Annotated in this window: 18 protein-coding genes and 1 tRNA gene; 4 read left to right on the forward strand and 15 right to left on the reverse strand. The window is 65.2% G+C overall.

All coding sequences use genetic code 11. The features are described from left to right. Position 1: 1 nt before the first annotated feature. The gene (gene rlmH / locus LB533_RS01185) at positions 2-484 is read right to left on the reverse strand and encodes a 23S rRNA (pseudouridine(1915)-N(3))-methyltransferase RlmH (protein ID WP_140641228.1); all 483 of its coding nucleotides are present in this window, start codon (positions 482-484) and stop codon (positions 2-4) included. Between the two features lie 75 nt (positions 485-559). Next, positions 560-937 carry a ribosome silencing factor gene (rsfS, locus tag LB533_RS01190; protein ID WP_135902362.1) on the reverse strand — a complete coding sequence of 126 codons (378 nt, stop codon included), beginning with the start codon at positions 935-937 and terminating at the stop codon, positions 560-562. A 242-nt stretch (positions 938-1,179) separates the two neighbouring features. Here rsfS and LB533_RS01195 point away from each other — a divergent pair, with 242 nt between their 5' ends. Continuing rightward, a complete protein-coding gene (locus LB533_RS01195) occupies positions 1,180-2,031 on the forward strand; it encodes a mechanosensitive ion channel family protein (RefSeq protein ID WP_140641226.1) in 852 nt (283 codons plus the stop codon). Here LB533_RS01195 and LB533_RS01200 read toward each other — a convergent pair whose 3' ends face one another. The 5 genes from LB533_RS01200 to obgE all read right to left on the reverse strand — a co-directional run bounded on the left by LB533_RS01200 (position 2,032) and on the right by obgE (position 7,672). Beyond that, complete coding sequence (locus LB533_RS01200; RefSeq protein WP_224676473.1) at positions 2,032-3,330, reverse strand: MFS transporter; 1,299 nt, start codon at positions 3,328-3,330, stop codon at positions 2,032-2,034. Positions 3,331-3,430: 100 nt separating this feature from the next. Further along, the gene (locus tag LB533_RS01205) at positions 3,431-4,018 is read right to left on the reverse strand and encodes a nicotinate-nucleotide adenylyltransferase (RefSeq protein ID WP_224676750.1); all 588 of its coding nucleotides are present in this window, start codon (positions 4,016-4,018) and stop codon (positions 3,431-3,433) included. Positions 4,019-4,203: 185 nt separating this feature from the next. After that, the gene (locus tag LB533_RS01210; RefSeq protein ID WP_140641222.1) at positions 4,204-5,490 is read right to left on the reverse strand and encodes a glutamate-5-semialdehyde dehydrogenase; all 1,287 of its coding nucleotides are present in this window, start codon (positions 5,488-5,490) and stop codon (positions 4,204-4,206) included. Between the two features lie 3 nt (positions 5,491-5,493). Then, complete coding sequence (gene proB, locus LB533_RS01215) at positions 5,494-6,633, reverse strand: glutamate 5-kinase (protein ID WP_140641452.1); 1,140 nt, start codon at positions 6,631-6,633, stop codon at positions 5,494-5,496. Between the two features lie 7 nt (positions 6,634-6,640). Continuing rightward, complete coding sequence (obgE, locus tag LB533_RS01220; RefSeq protein ID WP_140641220.1) at positions 6,641-7,672, reverse strand: GTPase ObgE; 1,032 nt, start codon at positions 7,670-7,672, stop codon at positions 6,641-6,643. A 128-nt stretch (positions 7,673-7,800) separates the two neighbouring features. On the opposite strand from obgE, the gene LB533_RS01225 reads away from it, so the two are divergent. Beyond that, positions 7,801-8,670: an endonuclease/exonuclease/phosphatase family protein gene (locus LB533_RS01225; protein ID WP_140641218.1), complete on the forward strand. Its 870-nt coding sequence runs from the start codon at positions 7,801-7,803 to the stop codon at positions 8,668-8,670. 151 nt (positions 8,671-8,821) lie between these two features. On the opposite strand, the gene LB533_RS01230 is transcribed toward LB533_RS01225, so the two are convergent. From LB533_RS01230 to LB533_RS01240, 3 genes are all read right to left on the reverse strand, one after another. After that, positions 8,822-9,409, reverse strand: a complete 588-nt coding sequence (locus LB533_RS01230) for a GNAT family N-acetyltransferase (protein ID WP_224676474.1) — start codon at positions 9,407-9,409, stop codon at positions 8,822-8,824. Positions 9,410-9,546: 137 nt separating this feature from the next. Continuing rightward, positions 9,547-9,816, reverse strand: coding sequence for a 50S ribosomal protein L27 (gene rpmA, locus LB533_RS01235; RefSeq protein WP_140493012.1), 270 nt, complete (start codon positions 9,814-9,816; stop codon positions 9,547-9,549). Positions 9,817-9,916: 100 nt separating this feature from the next. Then, positions 9,917-10,585 (reverse strand): 50S ribosomal protein L21, encoded by a 669-nt coding sequence (locus LB533_RS01240; protein WP_140517511.1) that lies wholly within the window; start codon positions 10,583-10,585, stop codon positions 9,917-9,919. Between the two features lie 574 nt (positions 10,586-11,159). Here LB533_RS01240 and LB533_RS01245 point away from each other — a divergent pair. Continuing rightward, positions 11,160-11,249: transfer RNA gene (locus LB533_RS01245), tRNA-Ser, on the forward strand. A 105-nt stretch (positions 11,250-11,354) separates the two neighbouring features. Here LB533_RS01245 and recQ read toward each other — a convergent pair. Further along, complete coding sequence (gene recQ / locus LB533_RS01250; protein WP_140641194.1) at positions 11,355-13,196, reverse strand: DNA helicase RecQ; 1,842 nt, start codon at positions 13,194-13,196, stop codon at positions 11,355-11,357. A 191-nt stretch (positions 13,197-13,387) separates the two neighbouring features. On the opposite strand from recQ, the gene LB533_RS01255 reads away from it, so the two are divergent. Further along, a complete protein-coding gene (locus LB533_RS01255) occupies positions 13,388-14,809 on the forward strand; it encodes a coniferyl aldehyde dehydrogenase (protein ID WP_224676475.1) in 1,422 nt (473 codons plus the stop codon). A gap of 238 nt (positions 14,810-15,047) precedes the next feature. Here LB533_RS01255 and LB533_RS01260 read toward each other — a convergent pair whose 3' ends face one another. The 4 genes from LB533_RS01260 to LB533_RS01275 are packed head-to-tail and all read right to left on the reverse strand — an operon-like array spanning position 15,048 to position 17,825. Then, positions 15,048-15,386 (reverse strand): cupin domain-containing protein, encoded by a 339-nt coding sequence (locus LB533_RS01260; protein WP_140525007.1) that lies wholly within the window; start codon positions 15,384-15,386, stop codon positions 15,048-15,050. Positions 15,387-15,413: 27 nt separating this feature from the next. Then, positions 15,414-16,178 (reverse strand): 2-dehydro-3-deoxy-D-gluconate 5-dehydrogenase KduD, encoded by a 765-nt coding sequence (gene kduD / locus LB533_RS01265; RefSeq protein WP_140641190.1) that lies wholly within the window; start codon positions 16,176-16,178, stop codon positions 15,414-15,416. Next, positions 16,175-17,026 carry a 5-dehydro-4-deoxy-D-glucuronate isomerase gene (gene kduI, locus LB533_RS01270; RefSeq protein WP_140641188.1) on the reverse strand — a complete coding sequence of 284 codons (852 nt, stop codon included), beginning with the start codon at positions 17,024-17,026 and terminating at the stop codon, positions 16,175-16,177. Before kduI ends, kduD begins: the two co-directional genes overlap by 4 nt. A gap of 22 nt (positions 17,027-17,048) precedes the next feature. Then, positions 17,049-17,825, reverse strand: a complete 777-nt coding sequence (locus tag LB533_RS01275) for a FadR/GntR family transcriptional regulator (protein ID WP_140525004.1) — start codon at positions 17,823-17,825, stop codon at positions 17,049-17,051. Between the last annotated feature and the right edge of the window lie 5 nt (positions 17,826-17,830).

Below are 17,830 nucleotides of genomic sequence, written 5' to 3' on the forward strand. Positions count from 1 at the left end.
TTCAGGCTCTGTGATAGGGGTGGCCGGACAGGATCGTCGAGACCCTGTAGAGCTGCTCTGCCAGCATCACCCGCACCAATTGGTGCGGCCATGTCAGCGCACCGAAAGATATTACCAGCTCGGCCTGGCTGCGCAGCGACGGATCGTGGCCATCGGCGCCGCCTATGGCCAGCGCCAGCGCCCTGCGGCCGGCGTCGCGCAACTGGCCGATGCGGCCGGCGAAATCTTCCGAGGACAAGTTCTTGCCGCGCTCGTCGAGCAGGACCAGCGCCGAGCCGGGCTGCAATTGGGCCTGCAGCCTCGCGCTTTCATCGCGCCGACGTTCATCGGCGTTCTGGGCGCGGCCTTCGGTGATCTCGGCGATGCCGGAGAATTCGAGGCCGACAGCCGGGCCGCTCTTGGAGAAACGCTCGAAATAGCGGTCGGCGAGTTCTCTCTCGGGGCCGCTTTTCATCCGGCCCACGGCATGAACGGTAATCTTCATCCTAGCCTCAGAGGGCCGCCGATGCGTGTCGCCCGAAATCGTCCTGGAACACGGCACGCATCCAAACCAACCGGCTCAGTGCAAGGTCTCTTCCTCGAGGTCTGGCGCCTGCCACATCTTTTCGAGATTGTAGAATTCGCGGACTTCGGGGCGGAAGACATGGACGATGATGTCGCCTGAATCGATCAGGACCCAGTCGGCGCCGGACAGCCCCTCGACGCGCGCCGTGCCGAGGCCGGCATCCTTCAACGCCTTGAGGAGATGGTCGGCAACAGCCGAGACATGACGGTGCGATCGGCCCGACGCGACGACCATGTAGTCGCCGAGGCTCGATTTTCCCTGAATGTCGATTGAGACGATGTTTTCGGCCTTGGAGTCTTCCAGACTGGCAAGGACTGTCTTGATGGCGCGGGACACGGCGTCGTTTACGCTGATCCCGGCCGGCGAAGGCACGATGTCGGCCTTCTTCCGCAGTGCTGTTCTCAGTGTATTTCCTTTCGCAGCAAGAACAACCAAATCACCCCTGAAAGCAGGTGACACCGCTTAGATAGGCAGAGTTCCGTTGCAGTTTCAAGACGGAGCCCTGCTTCCATGCGAACTCATTGAGCCCCCGCTTGTTCCGCGCGACACGCAAAAGATCGGAACCCAGGTGTTCCACAGGGGTTATCGGCTGATTGATCAACCGGAATCCCATTATGCCGATCGACCCGCAAAATGCCCTCCTGACCGTCCAGGCGGGGCTCTCGCAGCTCAGCGCACTCATTGTCTCCTATTCGCTTTCGGCGGTCGGCGCCGTCATCCTTCTGGTTGTCGGCTACATCGTCGCCGGCTTTGCCGAGCGTTCGATTTTTGCCGGCCTGGGCCACATCCATGGCTTTGACCAGACGCTGCGGCACTTCTTTTCCAAGATCGTCCGCTACGCCATCCTCGTCCTCGTCGTCATCATGGTGCTCGGCCAGTTCGGCGTGCAGACGGCCTCGATCATCGCCGCGATCGGCGCTATCGGCCTGGCCATAGGCCTGGCGCTGCAAGGCACGCTGCAGAACATCGCCGCCGGCATCATGCTTTTGGCATTGCGGCCGTTCCGCATGGGCGAATCCGTCGAAGTCGGGTCCATTGCCGGCTCGATCGAGGAAATCGGCCTCTTCGCCACCAAGCTCCGGAGCGCCGAAGGCGTCTACATCCTGGCGCCCAACTCGACGCTGTGGAACCAGCCAGTGCGCAATTTTTCGCGCAACGGCGTGCGGCGCGGCGACATCACGCTCTCGATCGGCTCCTGGAACGACATCGACCGCGCCCAGAAGACGCTGCTTGCGATCGCCGCCGCCGAGCGCCGCATCAGGCGTGAGCCGGCGCCGACCGCCTTTGTCGCGGCATTGGGCGAAAGCACCGTCTCGATCACCTTGCGTTACTGGACATCATCGGCGGATTTCTTCGCCGCCCAGGCCGACCTCACCAAGCGGGCCAAGCAGGAGTTCGACCGCGAACGCATATCGATCCCGCTGCCGCCACCGCAGGCCCCGGCGCCCGAAACCCGCCGGCAATAGTCAATCGCTCCTCTGCCGGTGCTGTTCGTCCGGCGCGAAGGCGAGTTCCACCGGCAGTGGCGCCTGCGCCGTCATCGGCGCGAAGCTGCCGGTTTCGGTTGCCGGCACCGGCCGCGTGGTGAACACGCGCAAAAGCACGAACAGGCAGAAGACGCAGGCGATGACCACAGTCACATAGATGAAGGCCTGCGTGCCGAAGACAGCCGACAGCGCGGTCACGATGCCCGGCACGATGAAGCCGGACAGCGACCAGGCAAACAACAGCGAACTCGACAGCGCCACCATGTCGTCCTTGCCGGCGCGGTCGGCGGCGTGCGCACTGGCCAACGAGTAGATCGATTCCGAGGCGCCGTCCCACATCACATAGATCACCAGCAGCACCGCCAGCGTACCGCCGTCGAAGCCGAGCGCAAACATCCCTGCCGCCGCGGCGATCGCGGATGCCGCGACCAGCACATAGCGGCGATCGGTGCGGTCGGAAATCCAGCCGAGCGGAACCTGCAGGATCAGTGTGCCGAGCGGCATCACCGACAGCAGCAGCGCCACGTCGGCCTGGCTGTACCCCTTCGCGGTGGCGTGGATCGGCGCGAAGCCGGAAATCGACATGGACAGGCCACCGACCGCCAGCATGCCGGCGACGCCGACCGGCGAAATCCGCCAGGCCCGGCGCAGCGCCACCGATGCCGCCTGCGGCGCCGGCGGCTGGGCCAGCCGGGTCATCCCGACGGGCAGGATGGATAGCGCGGTGAAGGCTATGCCGATCAGCGATGCATCCGCCGTCCTGATATCGACCAGCGCCAGCATCGCATAACCGATGCCGAGCCCGCCGACATAGGCAACGTAGAAGACGGCCATTACCCTGCCGCGTATGGCGTTGGCGACGGCATCGTTGAGCCAGCTCTGCGCGACGATGAAAAGCCCGCATATGGCAAAGCCGTAGAGCGCGCGCGCCGCGATCCACAACAGGGGGTGCGGCCCGGCGCCGATTGCGGCATTCGACAGCGCGATCAGCGCCGACAGCACCATGAAGGCGCGGGCATGGCCAACCCTGCGCACCAGCGGTCCGGTCAGGATGCAGCCGGCAAGACCACCGGCCGACAGGCCGGTGACGATCAGACCGGCCCAGGTCGGATCGAAGCCTTCGACGCCGAGCCGGACGGGGATGTAGGCGAACATCAGCCCGTTGCCGATGGCGATCAGCGCCATCGACACCACGACGCTGGCAATCGCGATCAGCGGCGTGGGCGTGTCGCCGTGCCTCGATTCCGCTTCGGTTTGGTTTTTCACGAGAGTGGTCATATCAGCGCAAGATCATCCATTCGATGACGAAAGGCCGCCGCAAAAGCGACATTGCCGGACTTGCCTCCTTCCTTGCGAAGAAGGGCGCTGTGCGGGACGATCAGCCCTTCGCCTGCTTGCGGATAGCGGTCGACGACAGCGACGAGCGCGGCCCGTGGATGAAGGTCCACGCGGGCGCCTTCATGCGCGCGAGCCTTGGCGCATCGCCTTCGTCGACGCGGGCATAGTCGAAGGTCTTGGCCACGACCGACGACAGGAACGACAGCGTCGCGCCCGGACGGTCGATGACCGCGATCGGGAAGGTCATGACGATTTCGCGCCAGCGCTGCCAGCGATGGAAATCGCGCAAGCTGTCGGCACCCATGATCCAGACGAAGTCGACGCCGGGATTGCGCGCCTTGACCAGCGCCAGCGTGTCGGCGGTGTAGCGCACATGATGCGCCGCTTCGAAAGCGGTGACCTTGATTTTCGGGTTCTTGGCGATCCGTTCGGACAGGCGCAGCCGCTCGGCCAGCGGCGCCAGCTCGTGCGTGTTCTTCAGCGGATTGCCCGGGGTGACCATCCACCACAACTGATCGAGCGCCAGCCGCCTGAGTGCGATCTCGGCGACGAGCGCGTGGCCGGCATGCGGCGGATTGAACGAGCCGCCGAACAGGCCGACGGCAAGGCCTTTGCCGGCATGCGGCATTTTGAGATAGCTGGACGGGATAGGTTGCTCAGGCAGGGAAAGCATTCGCTAGGCACCCCCCTCCGTCCTGCCGGAGATCGGCGAAACCAAAAATGTCAGCCAATCTCCCCCCTTGCGGGGGAGATGTCCGGCAGGACGGAGGGGGGTGGCTGGGCGCAAGCTTCAGGCCCTTTGGACGAAAAGCGTCAAGGCCTCACCTGTCCCGAGCCGCGCACGCGGTATTTGAACGAGGTCAGCTGCTCGACGCCAACGGGCCCGCGCGCGTGCATCTTGCCGGTGGCGATGCCGATCTCGGCGCCCATGCCGAACTCGCCGCCATCGGCGAACTGGGTTGAGGCGTTGTGCAACAGGATCGCCGAGTCGATCTCGTTGAAGAACCGTTCCACCGCCTGCGCGTCCTCGGCGACGATCGCCTCGGTATGGTGTGAGGAGAAAGTCTCGATATGCTCGATCGCGTCATCGACGCCGTCGACCAGCTTCACCGCGATGATGGCGTCCAGATATTCGGTGAGCCAGTCGGCATCGGTCGCCGGCTTGGCGTCGAAGAACAGCTTCAGCACCTCGGCATCGGCATGGATCTCGCAGCCGGCGGCGCGCAAGGCATCGAGGATCGGCACCAGGTGGGTGGAGGCAACCGCACGGTCGACCAGCAGCGTTTCGGCAGCGCCGCAGACGCCGGTGCGCCGCATCTTGGCGTTGACGGCGATGCCGACCGCCATGTCGAGCTTGGCCGAGCGGTCGATATAGAGATGGCAGATGCCTTCCAGATGCGCGAAGACCGGCACCCTTGCCTCGGTCTGCACCCGCTCGACCAGGCTCTTGCCGCCGCGCGGGATGATGACGTCGAGATTGCCGCCGAGGCCTTTCAGCATTTCGCCGACGGCGGCGCGGTCGGCGGTCGGCACAAGCTGGATGGCGTCCTGCGGCAGGCCGGCTGCCTTCAAGCCGTCGACCAGACAGGCGTGGATCACCGACGACGAGTTCAGCGAATCCGAGCCGCCGCGCAGGATCACCGGGTTGCCGGCCTTGAGGCAGAGCGCGCCGGCATCCGCCGTGACGTTCGGCCGGCTCTCATAGATGACGCCGATGACGCCGAGCGGCGTGCGCACGCGTTCGATCCTGAGGCCGTTCGGCCGCTCCCAACTGGCGATCACGTCGCCGACGGGATCGCCGAGTTCGGCAATTTCGCGAATGCCTTCGGCCATGGCGCGGATGCGGGCTGGATTGAGCTTCAGCCGGTCCATGGAGGACGCCGACAGACCGGCTTCATGCCCGTTCGCGATGTCGATGGCATTGGCGTCGAGTATGGCTCGCTCGCGGGCGGTGATCGCCTCCGCCATGGCGGCAAGTGCCGCGTTCTTGGCGGCTGTCGTGGCGATGGCCAGCGGTCGTGCGGCGGCGCGGGCACGGCGGCCGAGGTCGGCCATCGTCGCCACTGTATCGTTCTGGGATTTTTCATGCAGCTTCAGCATGGCTCATCCTCCGCTCGTTACTTGGTCGCCCGCGAGGCTGACCACAAGGTCGTCGCGGTGGATCATCGCCGAACGCGCCTCGTAGCCGAGCACGGTCTCGATTTCGGTTGTCTTCAGGCCTGCGATCCTTACGGCATCCGCGGCATCATAGGCAACCAGCCCGCGAGCGATCTCGCGACCCTCGGGCGACAGGATCGCCACCGTATCGCCGCGCGAGAAATTGCCGCTGACCAGCTTGACACCGGCCGGCAGCAGCGACTTGCCCGATGTCAGCGCCCCGACGGCGCCGGCATCGACGGTGAGCCTTCCCGCCGGTTCGAGCTGGCCGGCGATCCAGCTCTTGTAGCCTTTCACCGGGTTGGCGCTCGGCCGGAAGAAGGTGGCGCGCTCGCCGCGCTCGATCGCCATCAGCGGCGAAAGCCGCGTGCCGGCGGTAATGACCATGGCGGTGCCGGCCGCGGTGGCGATCTTGCCGGCGTCGAGCTTCGTGCGCATGCCGCCGCGCGACAGTTCGGAAGCCGCGGCGCCCGCCATCGCTTCGATCTCAGGCGTGATGCGATCGACCACCGCGACGAATTTGGCCTCCGGGTCACGCGCCGGCGGCGCGGTGTAGAGACCGTCGATATCCGAGAGCAGAACCAAAAGGTCGGCGCCCATCATCGTCGCCACCCGCGCGGCCAGCCGGTCATTGTCGCCATAGCGGATCTCGGAGGTCGCCACGGTGTCGTTCTCGTTGATGACCGGCACCGCCTTCATCTTCAAGAGCGTCGAGATCGTCGCCCGGGCGTTGAGGTAGCGGCGGCGCTCCTCGGTGTCGCCAAGCGTGAGCAGGATCTGGCCCGATTTCAACCCACCCTTGCCAAGCGCGTCCGACCACGCGCCGGCCAGCGCGATCTGGCCGACGGCGGCCGCCGCCTGGCTCTCCTCGAGCTTCAGCGCCCTTTTTCCGAGGTCAAGAATGGTACGGCCAAGCGCGATGGCGCCCGACGACACGACCAGGATTTCCGCGCCGCCTTGAGCCAGCACGGCGATGTCGTCGGCCAGCGAGGCCAGCCAGTCGCGCTTCAGCCCGGCGGTGCGGTCGACCAGAAGCGCCGAACCGATCTTGACGGTGATGCGCCGGTATTTCTTCAGCGACTGCACGGTCATGCTATTTTTCCCAGCGCGTGTCGACCGGCGCCGCGATCGCGTCGCGCGCTTCGGCCACCACCGCCATGAGCGCGCGCAGCACCGCTTCGACCCCTTCGCCGGTGACCGCCGACAGAAGCATCGGCGCGCGGCCGGCGGCGCGCTTCAGCGACGCGACCTTCTTCTTGCGCTCATCCGCATCCAGCGTGTCGACCTGCGAAAGGGCCAATATCTCAACCTTGCCGGTCAGGCCATGGCCATAGGCTTCGAGTTCGGCGCGCACGGTCTTGTAGGCCTTGCCGGGGTTCTCCTCCTGCGCCGACACCAGGTGCAGCAGCACGCGCGTGCGCTCGACATGGCCAAGGAAGCGATCGCCGATGCCGACGCCCTCATGCGCGCCTTCGATGAGGCCGGGAATGTCGGCGATGACGAATTCGCGCGCATCGATGCGTGCCACCCCCAGGCCGGGATGCAGCGTGGTGAAGGGATAGTCGGCGATCTTCGGCTTGGCGGCGGTGACGGCGGCGAGAAAGGTCGACTTGCCGGCATTGGGCAGCCCGACCAGCCCGGCATCGGCGATCAGTTTCAGCCTGAGCCAGATGTTGAGCTCCTCGCCCGGCTGACCCGGATTGGCGCGGCGCGGCGCCTGATTGGTCGAGGTCTTGAAATGCTGGTTGCCGAAACCGCCATTGCCGCCCTTGGCCAGCAGGAAGCGCTGGCCGACCACGGTGAGGTCGCAGATCAGCGTCTCGTTGTCCTCTTCGAACACCTGCGTCCCAGCCGGCACTTTCAGTGTGACGTCGGCGCCCTTGGCGCCGGTCATGTTGCGGCCCATGCCGTGAGTGCCGGTCTTGGCCTTGAAATGCTGCTGGTAGCGGTAGTCGATCAGCGTGTTCAGCCCGTCGACCGCTTCCAGCCAGACATCGCCGCCGCGGCCGCCATCGCCGCCGTCCGGTCCGCCGAACTCGATGAATTTTTCGCGCCGGAACGACACGGAACCCGCGCCCCCGTCGCCGGAGCGGACATAAACCTTGGCTTGATCGAGAAATTTCATCGGACAGCAGTTTCTTTATTGGCCTTGCGGCATTGCTCTAAACCTTGCGCCTTGCTCTAAACCAAGGCGCGGCGAAGGGCGAGGCCGTTTTGTGACAGTGGCCGCGTGGGTTGGCCGGAGATGTCGGCATGAAGCTTGTAACCTACAACATCCAGTACGGCATCGGCCTCGATGGGCAGTACGATGTCGGGCGTATCGCCGATGCCGTGCGCGGTGCCGACGTGATCGCGCTGCAGGAGGTCACCCGCAACAATCCCCGGAACGGCGGACGCGACATGGTCGCCGAGATCGGCGAAGCGCTGCCCGACTATTTCGCCGTCTATGGCAGCAATTTCGAGGCCAATATCGGCTCGCGCATCGAGAACGGCCGCGCCATCACCGCCACCTTCCAGCTCGGCAACATGGTGTTGTCGAAGACGCCCATTCATCTGTCGCGCAACCTGCTCCTGCCGCGCAGCCGCAGCTTCGAGATGATGAACTTCCAGCGCGGCGCGCTGGAGGCGCTGATCGAGACGCCGCTTGGTTTCATCCGCTTCTATTCCATCCATCTCGATCACCGCAGCCCGCTCGAACGCGCCAGCCAGATCCAGTTCCTGCGCCGGCGCCTGTTGAACTATGCGCTTGAAGGCGGCGCGCTGTCCGGCGTCGCCGAGATCGGCCTGCCGGAACTGCCGCACCCCGAGGCCTTCGTCGGCATGGGCGACTTCAACATGCTGGCCGGATCGCCCGAATATGTCGAACTCGCCGGCCGGCCGGACCACGAATTCGGCATGCCGCTGACCGCCGACTTCGCCGTCGATGCCGCCCTGCGTCTCAATGTCGCCGGCGACGATCTCGTCAGCTGGGTCGACCCCAAGAACCCCGGCAATACCGACCGCCACAAGCGCATCGACTATATCTTCACCAGCGCCTCGCTTGCCCGGTCGCTGAAGCGCCTGTGGGTCGACCGAAAGGCTGTTGGCTCGGACCATCTGCCGGTATGGGCCGAACTGGGCTGAGCCCAGTTCTCGATCTGGCCGTACCCGATATGTGTTGAGCTTCAGGTCAGGCCGCGCCGAGAATGGTGGCTTCCGAGAACCGGAGCGGAGCGTACTTCAAGCACGTGAAGCCGCCCTTCGCAGGCCGGCCTCAGCTGAATATCGGCACACATCAAAAATGCACCCAGTTTCGCAGGCTGGTCCACGTCTTCCTGTCCAGCCTGTAGCGCTCGACCGGCACCTGGCCGGCGACGATCGAGTTCAGCATGCCCTGGCCGGCATACTGGAAGCCGCATTTGTGGATCACCCGGCGCGAGGCCGGATTGATGACCCGCGTCGAGGCATGCAGCACCTGGATGTTTGTCCGCTGGAACGCGAGATCGACCAGGGCGTGCGACGCCTCGGTGGCGAAGCCGCGCTTCCAGTAGGGTTCTCCGATCCAGTAGCCGAGCTCCAGTCCGCGGTCGGTGGTGTTCAATCCGGCGCAGCCGACGAAGGTTTCGGTGCCGGCCAGCGTCAGCGCATAGGCGATGCCGGCGCGGCGCGACTTGGTCATGGCCAGGAAAGCGCGTGCCTCGGCCTCGCCATAGGGATGCGGCATGCGCGCCAGCATCTCGGCGACATGACGGTTGTCGGCGAGCTCGACCAGTTGCGCGATGTCGCTTTCGCACGGAGCCCGCATCACCAGCCGCTCGGTGACCAGCACCGGGCAATCGATCGCATAACTTTCGTCTTCTGAGTCTTCCGCTTCGGCAACCATGTCAAAGTCCTCCAGGCACAAGAAAAAAGGGAGATGGAAACCCATCTCCCTTGATCCTTTTCCTGGCTTTGCCAAACCTTCTGGCTTCCAGACACCGGTTCCCGAGATGGGCTGCCGGTGTTGTGGTGCGGAACCGGCTACTCCGCTGCTTTGGTAATCGGGTTGACCGATACGTAGGTTCGGCCGTTGGCTTTTTTGTTGAACGTCACGGCGCCGGCTTCGAGCGCGAAAAGCGTATGGTCGGTACCCATGCCGACATTGACGCCGGGATGCCAGGTGGTGCCGCGTTGACGAATGATGATGTTGCCCGGGATGACGGCTTCGCCGCCGAACTTCTTCACGCCCAGACGCTTGGAATGCGAGTCGCGACCGTTGCGCGACGAGCCGCCAGCTTTCTTGTGTGCCATCTAACTAACTCCGATGCGCCCAGGGGCGCTTGAATGGTCTTATGAACGCGTTCGCGTTCCGTTTCAAGTCCGATCCGGCGACGTTTCGCGCCGGTTCGCCTTACTTCTTCGCCAGTTCCTTGGCCTGCTCGCGCCAGTCCTTGATCTGGTCGGCGCTGAACGGCATGTTCTCGTCGATCTTGGCCACATCCTTCTCGGTCAGCTTGGCGAGCTGCGCGAAGGTGATGATGCCCTGTTCGTTGAGATCCTTGGCGGCGACCGGGCCGATGCCCTTGATCACGGTCAGATCGTCCGGCTCGCCCTTCGGCGCCTTGAACAGCGGCGCTGCCGCGGTCTCGGCCTTTGCCTCTTCCTTCGGGGCGTCCTTCTTGGCCTTGGCTTCCTTCGGCGCCGCGTCGGCGGCTACCTCGGCCTTGGCTTCCGCCTTGGCAGCGGCCTTCTTGGCCGGCTTGGCGCCACCCAGCAGGATCTCGGAGATCCTGACCGTGGTCAGCAACTGGCGATGGCCGATCTTGCGGCGCGAATTCTGGCGGCGGCGCTTCTTGAAGGCGATGACCGTGCGGTTCTTGCCCTGCTCGACGACTTCGGCGGTGACAACCGCGCCGTCGACGAACGGCGCGCCGAACGTGACATTCTCGCCCTCGCCATGCGCGAGCACGTGGCCGATCTCGACGATATCGCCGACATTGGCTTCGACTTTTTCGATCTTCAGGAGATCGTTGGCGGCGACGCGATACTGCTTGCCGCCCGTTTTGATGACTGCGAACATTTTTTGCCTTTCGCTGTTCGGTCGGCCTCGATGAACCGCCTGTGGCGGTTCGGCCGTCTTTTTGTCAGTCTGCGGGTTCAAAAAACAAGCGGCGCGGAAGAACCCTCCACGCCGATTGCGCGCTGTCCCTAACCGAAGGTTTGTTGCGAGTCAAGGCAAACGGCCAGATTCTCAGGGCAACGAATCCGGGCTAACGGGTTCCTTCGGATCTTTCGACGGCGCGCTGGTGATGGAGCCTTGAACGGAAAAACCCGCCTGTGCGGCGGGTCCCTGGCGCAACTCAGCACCATAACCAGATATCTACCATAGCTGCCTTCACCCCGTCAAGAAAAAATTCCTATTAGGAGGTCGCCGGCGCTGCCAGACTGGCGTCCCCACGCCTCGTTAACCCGAGTTCGAAGTCGAGGCCGGATTCCTGGCCGGCGAAGTGGCTGGCATCGTCCACCGCGGTCGGGACGGCGTCGCTCCGGGCCAGCCTCTGACGCAAGCTGAGTTTCCGGCGGATTTGGCCTTGTAACCTGCCCGTTCAGCCGTTATCTAGTGCGCCGCGCCGGCAACGGCCGACCATGACCGCGGAGAGGTGGCAGAGTGGTCGAATGCACCGCACTCGAAATGCGGCATGGGTGCAAGCCCATCGGGGGTTCGAATCCCTCCCTCTCCGCCATCCTGCTTCGGGTCCGTTCCGGACATATAGGTTACGGTTTATACCGGAGACATGGGTAACAGTTTGCCCGCTGTAGCCTGAGCGTGACGCCCCAACCGGTTCCGCTCAATTCGGATGATGTCCCGCGATTGCGCCCAGAAAGATCTCCCCGAATTCCCTAAGCTTCGCCGCTCCCACGCCATTCACCTCGGCGAATGCGTCGAGGTCGCGCGGGCGGCGTTCGGCCATGTCGATCAGCGTGCGGTCGGAGAACACGACATAGGCCGGGACCTGCCGCTCCTTCGCCAGCCGCAGCCGAAGCGCCTTTAGCGAGGCCAGCAGCGATGCATCCACACCCTCGGCGCTGGCGGCGGATCTTTCCCCCGAACGCTTCCTGCCGCGCGCGAGAGGGTCCCGCGTCTCGACGCGGTAGTGGAACGCAACCTCGCCGCGCCCGAGAGCGCGGCCGCTTTCGGAAATGGCGAGGCCGCCATGGCCGTCCGGATCCGGCACAAGGAATCCGCCGGCGACCAGTTGCCGGATAAGCGACAGCCAGACCGTTTTCCTGTGCGCCGCGCCGGCCCGGAAACTGGTCAGCGTTTGATGGCCTCTCGCCAGTACTTTCTCCGTCTCGTGGCCGAGCAGTATGTCGATGACATGGGCGGCGCCGAAGCGCTCGCCGGTCTGCGCGACCGCCGTCAGGATGATTCGCGCTTCCGCTCCGCCATCGGCACGCGGCGCCTGGTCGAGGCAGTTGTCGCAATTGCCGCAGGGCGCTGCCTGTTCGCCGAAATAGCCGAGCAGGATCTGGCGGCGGCACTGTACCGCCTCGCAATAGCCGATCAACGTATCGAGCCGGCGATGCCCGCGCCTCTTGTGTTCAGGTGATGACTCTTCGTCATCGATGAACAGGCGCCGCATGCGGATATCGCCGAGCCCGTAGAGCATATGCGCCTCGGCCGCTCGCCCGTCGCGGCCGGCGCGGCCGATCTCCTGATAATAGGCTTCGAGGCTGCCCGGCAGGTCCGTGTGGAAGACGTAGGCGACGTCGGGCTTGTCGATGCCCATGCCGAAGGCGATGGTCGCCACCATGACGACGCCGGAGAGCGTCATGAAAGCGTTTTGGTTCGCCTCACGCGCCTCCTTGCTCATCCCGGCGTGATAGGCGAGCGCGGTGATGCCGTTCTTCTCGAGGAAGGCCGCCATCTCCTCGGTCTTTTTGCGCGACAGGCAGTAGACGATGCCGCTTTTGCCCGGGTGACGCTCGACGAAGCGCAGCAACTGGCGCTTGCTGTCCTGCTTGGCCTCGAGAGCAAGCTTGATGTTCGGCCGGTCGAAACCCAGCACCACGGTTTCGGCGCGCCCGGCAAACAGACGCGCTTCGATATCGGTGCGGGTAGCCTCGTCCGCCGTCGCCGTCAGCGCGATGATCGGCACTTGCGGGAAAATCGAGCGCAGCCGCGACAGATCCTCATATTCGCGCCGGAACGCCGGCCCCCATTGCGAGATGCAATGCGCCTCGTCGATGGCGATCAGGCTGACGTCGAGCCTGGCCAGCGCGTCGAGCATCCGCTCCGTCATCAGCCGCTCCGGCGCGAGGTAGAGCAGGCGCGTCTGGCCGGAGGCGACACGGCGCCATGCCGCGACATTGGCCTCGCGCTCGATCGAGGAGTTGATCGTATCGGCCGCCACGCCGGCAAGGCGCAACGCCGCGACCTGATCCTGCATCAGCGCCACCAGCGGCGAGACGACGATGGTGAGGCCGCCCAGGACCAGCGCCGGAACCTGGTAGCAGAGCGATTTGCCCGCACCCGTCGGCATGACGGCCAGCACATGGCGTCCGCCCAGCAACGCGTCCATGATTTCGGCCTGGCCGGGACGAAAATCGTCGAAGCCGAACACGTCCTTCAACACGCGTTGCTTGGGGTCTGGTGCATCCGGCGGAACGCTCGCCGTCGATATTGGCATCTCGCAATAGTCCCCGGTTTGGCTGAGGCTACGTTCTTAAAGCGAAGATCGCCGGAACGCTATCCGCGGATGCGCGGGGTGGCATGTCCACCGGCTCCAATTCGCGCCTTCCCTAGGGACATCAGCACCCCTGCTGGATTCCCTCAGGCGCTGCGATGTAAGCTTGCCCGGGCGCGATCAGGGAGGGAGCGATGCTGCAGACCAGACAGGACGCTCTCGGCGAGCGCTTCAAGCAGCAGCGCGCCGCATTCGAGGCGCAGCCCTTTCCGGGCCTCGATGTCCGCAAGGATCGCCTCGCCCGGCTGCTGGCGCTCACGGAAAAGCATGAGGCCGACATCTGCGCGGCAATCGATACCGACTTCGGCGGCCGCTCGGCTCATGAGACCCGCCTTGCCGAACTGTTCGTGGTGCGGGCCGGCATCCGCCACGCACTGTCCCACCTGAAAGGCTGGATGCGGGAACGCCGCGTCGCCACCACCTTGCCGTTCCTGCCGGGCAGGAACCGGCTCGTCGCGCAGCCGCTCGGGGTTGTCGGCATCGTATCGCCCTGGAATTATCCTTTCCAGCTCGCCGTCGCGCCGGTCACCGCGGCGCTCGCCGCCGGCAATCGCGTGCTGGTCAAACCCTCCGAATTGACGCCCGCCTTTTCAGCGCTGCTGGCGCGCCTGGCCGCCGAGCATTTCGCACCGGACGAACTCGGCGTCATCACCGGCGATGCGGAGGTCGGCAAGGCTTTCGTGTCGATGCCTTTCGATCACCTGCTGTTCACCGGTTCGACGGCCGTCGGCCGCCAGGTCGCACTGGCCGCCGCGGCCAACCTGACCCCGGTTACGCTGGAACTCGGCGGCAAGTCGCCGGCGATCTTCGACCCTTCATGCGACCTCGATGCCGCGGCGGCCAGCGTCGCCTATGGCAAGCTCCTCAATGCCGGGCAAACCTGCATCGCGCCGGACTACCTGCTGGTGCCCAAGGGACAGTCAGGCATCGTGGCAGAGAAACTCGCGGCGGCTATGGCGAAGCTCTACCCCAGCCTGCGCGACAATCCGGACTATACCGCCATCGTCAGCGACCGGCATTATCAGCGCCTGCGGGCCATGATCGCGGAGGCCCGCGCCGCCGGCGCCGATGTCACCGAAATCAACCCGGCCGGCGAGGCGTTCGGCGCGGATAGCCGCAAGCTGCCGCCGACATTGGTAGTCAAGCCCGATCCCAACCTGCGGCTGAGGCGCGAGGAGATTTTCGGGCCGGTGCTGCCGATCCTCGAATATGCCGGAATCGACGACGCCATCGCTCACGTCAACCGGGCCGACCGGCCGCTGGCGCTCTACTGGTTCGGGCGAGACGGCGGTAACCGGCAACGCATCCTGCACGAGACCGTCGCCGGCGGCGTCACCATCAACGATTGCATGCTGCATCTGGTGCAGGAGAACCAGCCCTTTGGCGGCGTCGGCGCCAGCGGCATGGGCGCCTATCACGGGGAATGGGGCTTTCGTACCTTCAGCAAGGAGAAGCCGGTTTTCCTGCAGTTGCGCTTGAGCGCGGGAAGCCTTCTGCGTCCGCCCTATGGCAAGACCTTCGAACGGCTTTTCGGCCTGCTCAGGCAGATAACTTGAACGCCGTGCACCGCCCGCCGCGGGCGACGCGATCACGTGGCGGCGCGATCACATGGCGTCCGCGCGTTAAGCCTATCTTCACCATGATGCGGCAGGCTCCATCTCCTGCGGCCACGTTTCGAGTACCGCGGCGCGCAAGCGCCCAGGCAACAGACCCGCGCCTCTCCGGAGGCGCGGGTTTTTCATTTGGAAACAGCGCTTCAAAATGAGCGCCTGTCGCTCATCGCATGGCCGGCCCTCAGGCGAGGAAATCGGCGCGGTGCGGCGTAAAGCTGTCGACCAGCCGGCCGGCTTCGAGCGCCTTGACGCCATGCACCAGGCCGGACGGCACGATGAAGCTGCCGCCTGTCTCGAGGATTTCGGTCCGGCCGTCGATGGTCACTTCGAAACGGCCTTCGGCGACGTAGCTTGCCTGCACATGCGGATGCGAATGCAGGGCGCCGACGCCGCCCTTGTCGAAAGCGAACTCGACCATCATCAGTTCATCCGTGTGCAGGAGAACGCGCCGCCTGTTGCCGTCGGGCGTCGCCGTCCAGGCGCCTGCGCCGGCCTGCGAGAAGATTTTCGTTTCGCTCATCCCAATATTCCTCGTCGAGACAAATCCTCACCGCGCCAGCCAGCCGCCGTCCACCGGCACCACCGCGCCATGCATATAGTCCGACGCCGGCGCCAGCAGGAAGGCCGCCGCATCGCCAATGTCTTCCGGCCGGCCCCAGCGGCCGGCCGGAATGCGCGCCAGGATCGAGGCGCTGCGGTCGGGATCGGCACGCAGCGCCTGTGTGTTGTTGGTTTCGACATAGCCCGGCGCGATGCCGTTGACGTTGATGCCTTTTTCCGCCCATTCGCAGGCAAGCAGCCGGGTGATGCCAAGCACGCCATGTTTCGAGGCGGTGTAGGACGCGACGCGGATGCCGCCCTGGAAACTCAGCACCGAGGCGATGTTGACGATCTTGCCGCGCCGAGCGCCGGCAAGAACGCGCCTGGCGAAGGACTGGCACAGCAGAAACGCCGTCTTCAGGTTGAGGTCGAGCACCTCGTCCCAATCGGCTTCCGAGAGGTCGACGGCATCGGCGCGCCGGATGATGCCGGCATTGTTGACCAGCCCGTCGAGCGGCCCGCTTTCGTCCCACACGCGCTCCAGCATCGGACCTGCGGCGGATGTGTCGGCAAGGTCGGCTACGACCGCCTCGAACCGCCCGCCCGCCGCAGCGATCCTTGCGGCCGTCTCATCCATCGAGGAACGGCCGACACCGACGACCGTGCCGCCGGCGCGCGCGATCGCGACGGCGATGCCCTGGCCGATGCCGGTGTTGGCGCCGGTGACGAGGATGCGTTTGCCAGCCAGGCTGAAGGCGGAGAGATCGCTCACCGCAGCTCTTCCATCGCCACCGGATCGACATCGGTGTAGTCGACATTGTCGCCGGCCATCGCCCAGATGAAGGCGTAGTTCGACGTGCCGGCACCCGAATGGATCGACCAGCCCGGCGATAGCACGGCCTCCTCGTTGCGCATGACGATGTGGCGGGTCTCGTCCGGCTCGCCCATGAAGTGGAAGACGCGCGCCGCCTCCGGCAGGTCGAAATAGAGATAGGCCTCCATGCGCCGGTCGTGCACATGGCATGGCATGGTGTTCCAGATGGAGCCCGGCGCAAGTTGTGTCATGCCGACGACGAGTTGGCAGGTCTTGGCCCCGTCGGCATGGATGAACTGGAAGATCGAGCGTTCGTTGCAGGCCTCCTTACTGCCGAGATCGAGACGCCTGGCGTCACCGATGCGGATCAGCCGGCTGGGAAAGGTTTGATGCGCCGGCGCGCTGAGCAGATAGAATTTCGCCGGCGCCGCCTTGTCGACTGAGGCGAACGACACGTCCTGCGTGCCCATGCCGAGATAGAGCATGTCGCGCGCCTGCAGCTCGTGGATCTGGCCGCCGGCTTCGATCGTGCCGGCGCCGCCGATATTGACGGCGATCAACTCGCGGCGATCGAGAAAGCCTTTCGTTCCGGTCGGCTTGATTGCCTCCAGCCGAAGCGGCGCGCCGGCCGGCATCGCGCCGCCGACGATCATGCGGTCGTAATGTGTGTAGGTCAGGCCGACGCGGCCGGGCTGGAACAGGTCCTCGATGTGGAAATTGTGGCGCAACTCGTCGGTTCCCATGGCCGCGGCGGCGGCGGGGTCGATGGCAAAGCGCGATGTATAGTCGGTATGATTCTGGCTCATTGCTGTCCTGACTTGAGAAGGGTCATTCGCCGCCGGCCGCCTTGACCGAGTCGGAATAATAGACCTGCCGCGCGTGCAGGCGCTCGCGATAGCGCTGCTGGCTGGCCGAGAGATGCGTGCGCATCGCCTCGCGCGCGGCTTCGGCGTCGCCCGATGTGATCGCGTTCAGGATCACCAGGTGCTCACGCTGCAGCCCGCGCTGATAGCTGTCGGACTGCACAAGCTCGGTCGACCAGGGCGAGGTCACGTCGCACGGAATGGCGCGCCGGCCGAGCACGTCGAGCATCTCGACATAGAAAGGATTGTTGGTGGCGCTGGCGATGGCGCGATGGAAGGCGAGGTCGGCCGGACCGGTCGGCTCGCTGGCGAGCAGCAGCCGTTCGAAGTCGAAGAAGGCTTCCTGGATCGCCGCCTCCTGGGCCGCGTTGCGGCGGATGGCGGCAAGCCCGGCCGATTCGATCTCGATGGCGAGCCGCACTTCGAGCACGTTGAGCGCGATCGAATCCTTGCTGCCCATATCGGCCGCGAGCGCCCCGAACATCGTCGAGATGTGCTCCGTGACGAAGACGCCGGCGCCCTGCCGCGGCTCGACCAGGCCGTCGGCGGCGAGCTTGGCCAGGGCTTCGCGGATCACGGTGCGGCTGACGCCGAAGGTTTCGGTCAACTGGCCCTCGGTCGGCAGTTTGTGGCCGGGCAGGATCTCGCCGGCCTGAAGCTGCCTGCGGATTGCCGCGACGACGGTCTCCGACAGTTTGGGTTTTCTCTCGACCCTGAGGTCGGTTGCGCTATCCAATGCCATGTCGT

This window comes from Mesorhizobium sp. BR1-1-13 (assembly GCF_020165515.1).
Lineage (GTDB): Bacteria > Pseudomonadota > Alphaproteobacteria > Rhizobiales > Rhizobiaceae > Mesorhizobium.

Excerpts from the sequence above, each read along its gene's own strand:
- LB533_RS01225 (WP_140641218.1), top strand. The coding sequence starts at position 7,801 with ATGAAGCTTGTAACCTACAACATCCAGTACGGCATCGGCCTCGATGGG.
- rlmH (WP_140641228.1), bottom strand. The coding sequence starts at position 484 with ATGAAGATTACCGTTCATGCCGTGGGCCGGATGAAAAGCGGCCCCGAG.
- LB533_RS01205 (WP_224676750.1), bottom strand. The coding sequence starts at position 4,018 with ATGCCGCATGCCGGCAAAGGCCTTGCCGTCGGCCTGTTCGGCGGCTCG.
- LB533_RS01210 (WP_140641222.1), bottom strand. The coding sequence starts at position 5,490 with ATGCTGAAGCTGCATGAAAAATCCCAGAACGATACAGTGGCGACGATG.
- LB533_RS01200 (WP_224676473.1), bottom strand. The coding sequence starts at position 3,330 with ATGACCACTCTCGTGAAAAACCAAACCGAAGCGGAATCGAGGCACGGC.
- rpmA (WP_140493012.1), bottom strand. The coding sequence starts at position 9,816 with ATGGCACACAAGAAAGCTGGCGGCTCGTCGCGCAACGGTCGCGACTCG.
- LB533_RS01260 (WP_140525007.1), bottom strand. The coding sequence starts at position 15,386 with ATGAGCGAAACGAAAATCTTCTCGCAGGCCGGCGCAGGCGCCTGGACG.
- LB533_RS01275 (WP_140525004.1), bottom strand. The coding sequence starts at position 17,825 with ATGGCATTGGATAGCGCAACCGACCTCAGGGTCGAGAGAAAACCCAAA.
- kduI (WP_140641188.1), bottom strand. The coding sequence starts at position 17,026 with ATGAGCCAGAATCATACCGACTATACATCGCGCTTTGCCATCGACCCC.
- LB533_RS01255 (WP_224676475.1), top strand. The coding sequence starts at position 13,388 with ATGCTGCAGACCAGACAGGACGCTCTCGGCGAGCGCTTCAAGCAGCAG.
- LB533_RS01240 (WP_140517511.1), bottom strand. The coding sequence starts at position 10,585 with ATGTTCGCAGTCATCAAAACGGGCGGCAAGCAGTATCGCGTCGCCGCC.
- recQ (WP_140641194.1), bottom strand. The coding sequence starts at position 13,196 with ATGCCAATATCGACGGCGAGCGTTCCGCCGGATGCACCAGACCCCAAG.
- LB533_RS01195 (WP_140641226.1), top strand. The coding sequence starts at position 1,180 with ATGCCGATCGACCCGCAAAATGCCCTCCTGACCGTCCAGGCGGGGCTC.
- obgE (WP_140641220.1), bottom strand. The coding sequence starts at position 7,672 with ATGAAATTTCTCGATCAAGCCAAGGTTTATGTCCGCTCCGGCGACGGG.
- LB533_RS01230 (WP_224676474.1), bottom strand. The coding sequence starts at position 9,409 with ATGGTTGCCGAAGCGGAAGACTCAGAAGACGAAAGTTATGCGATCGAT.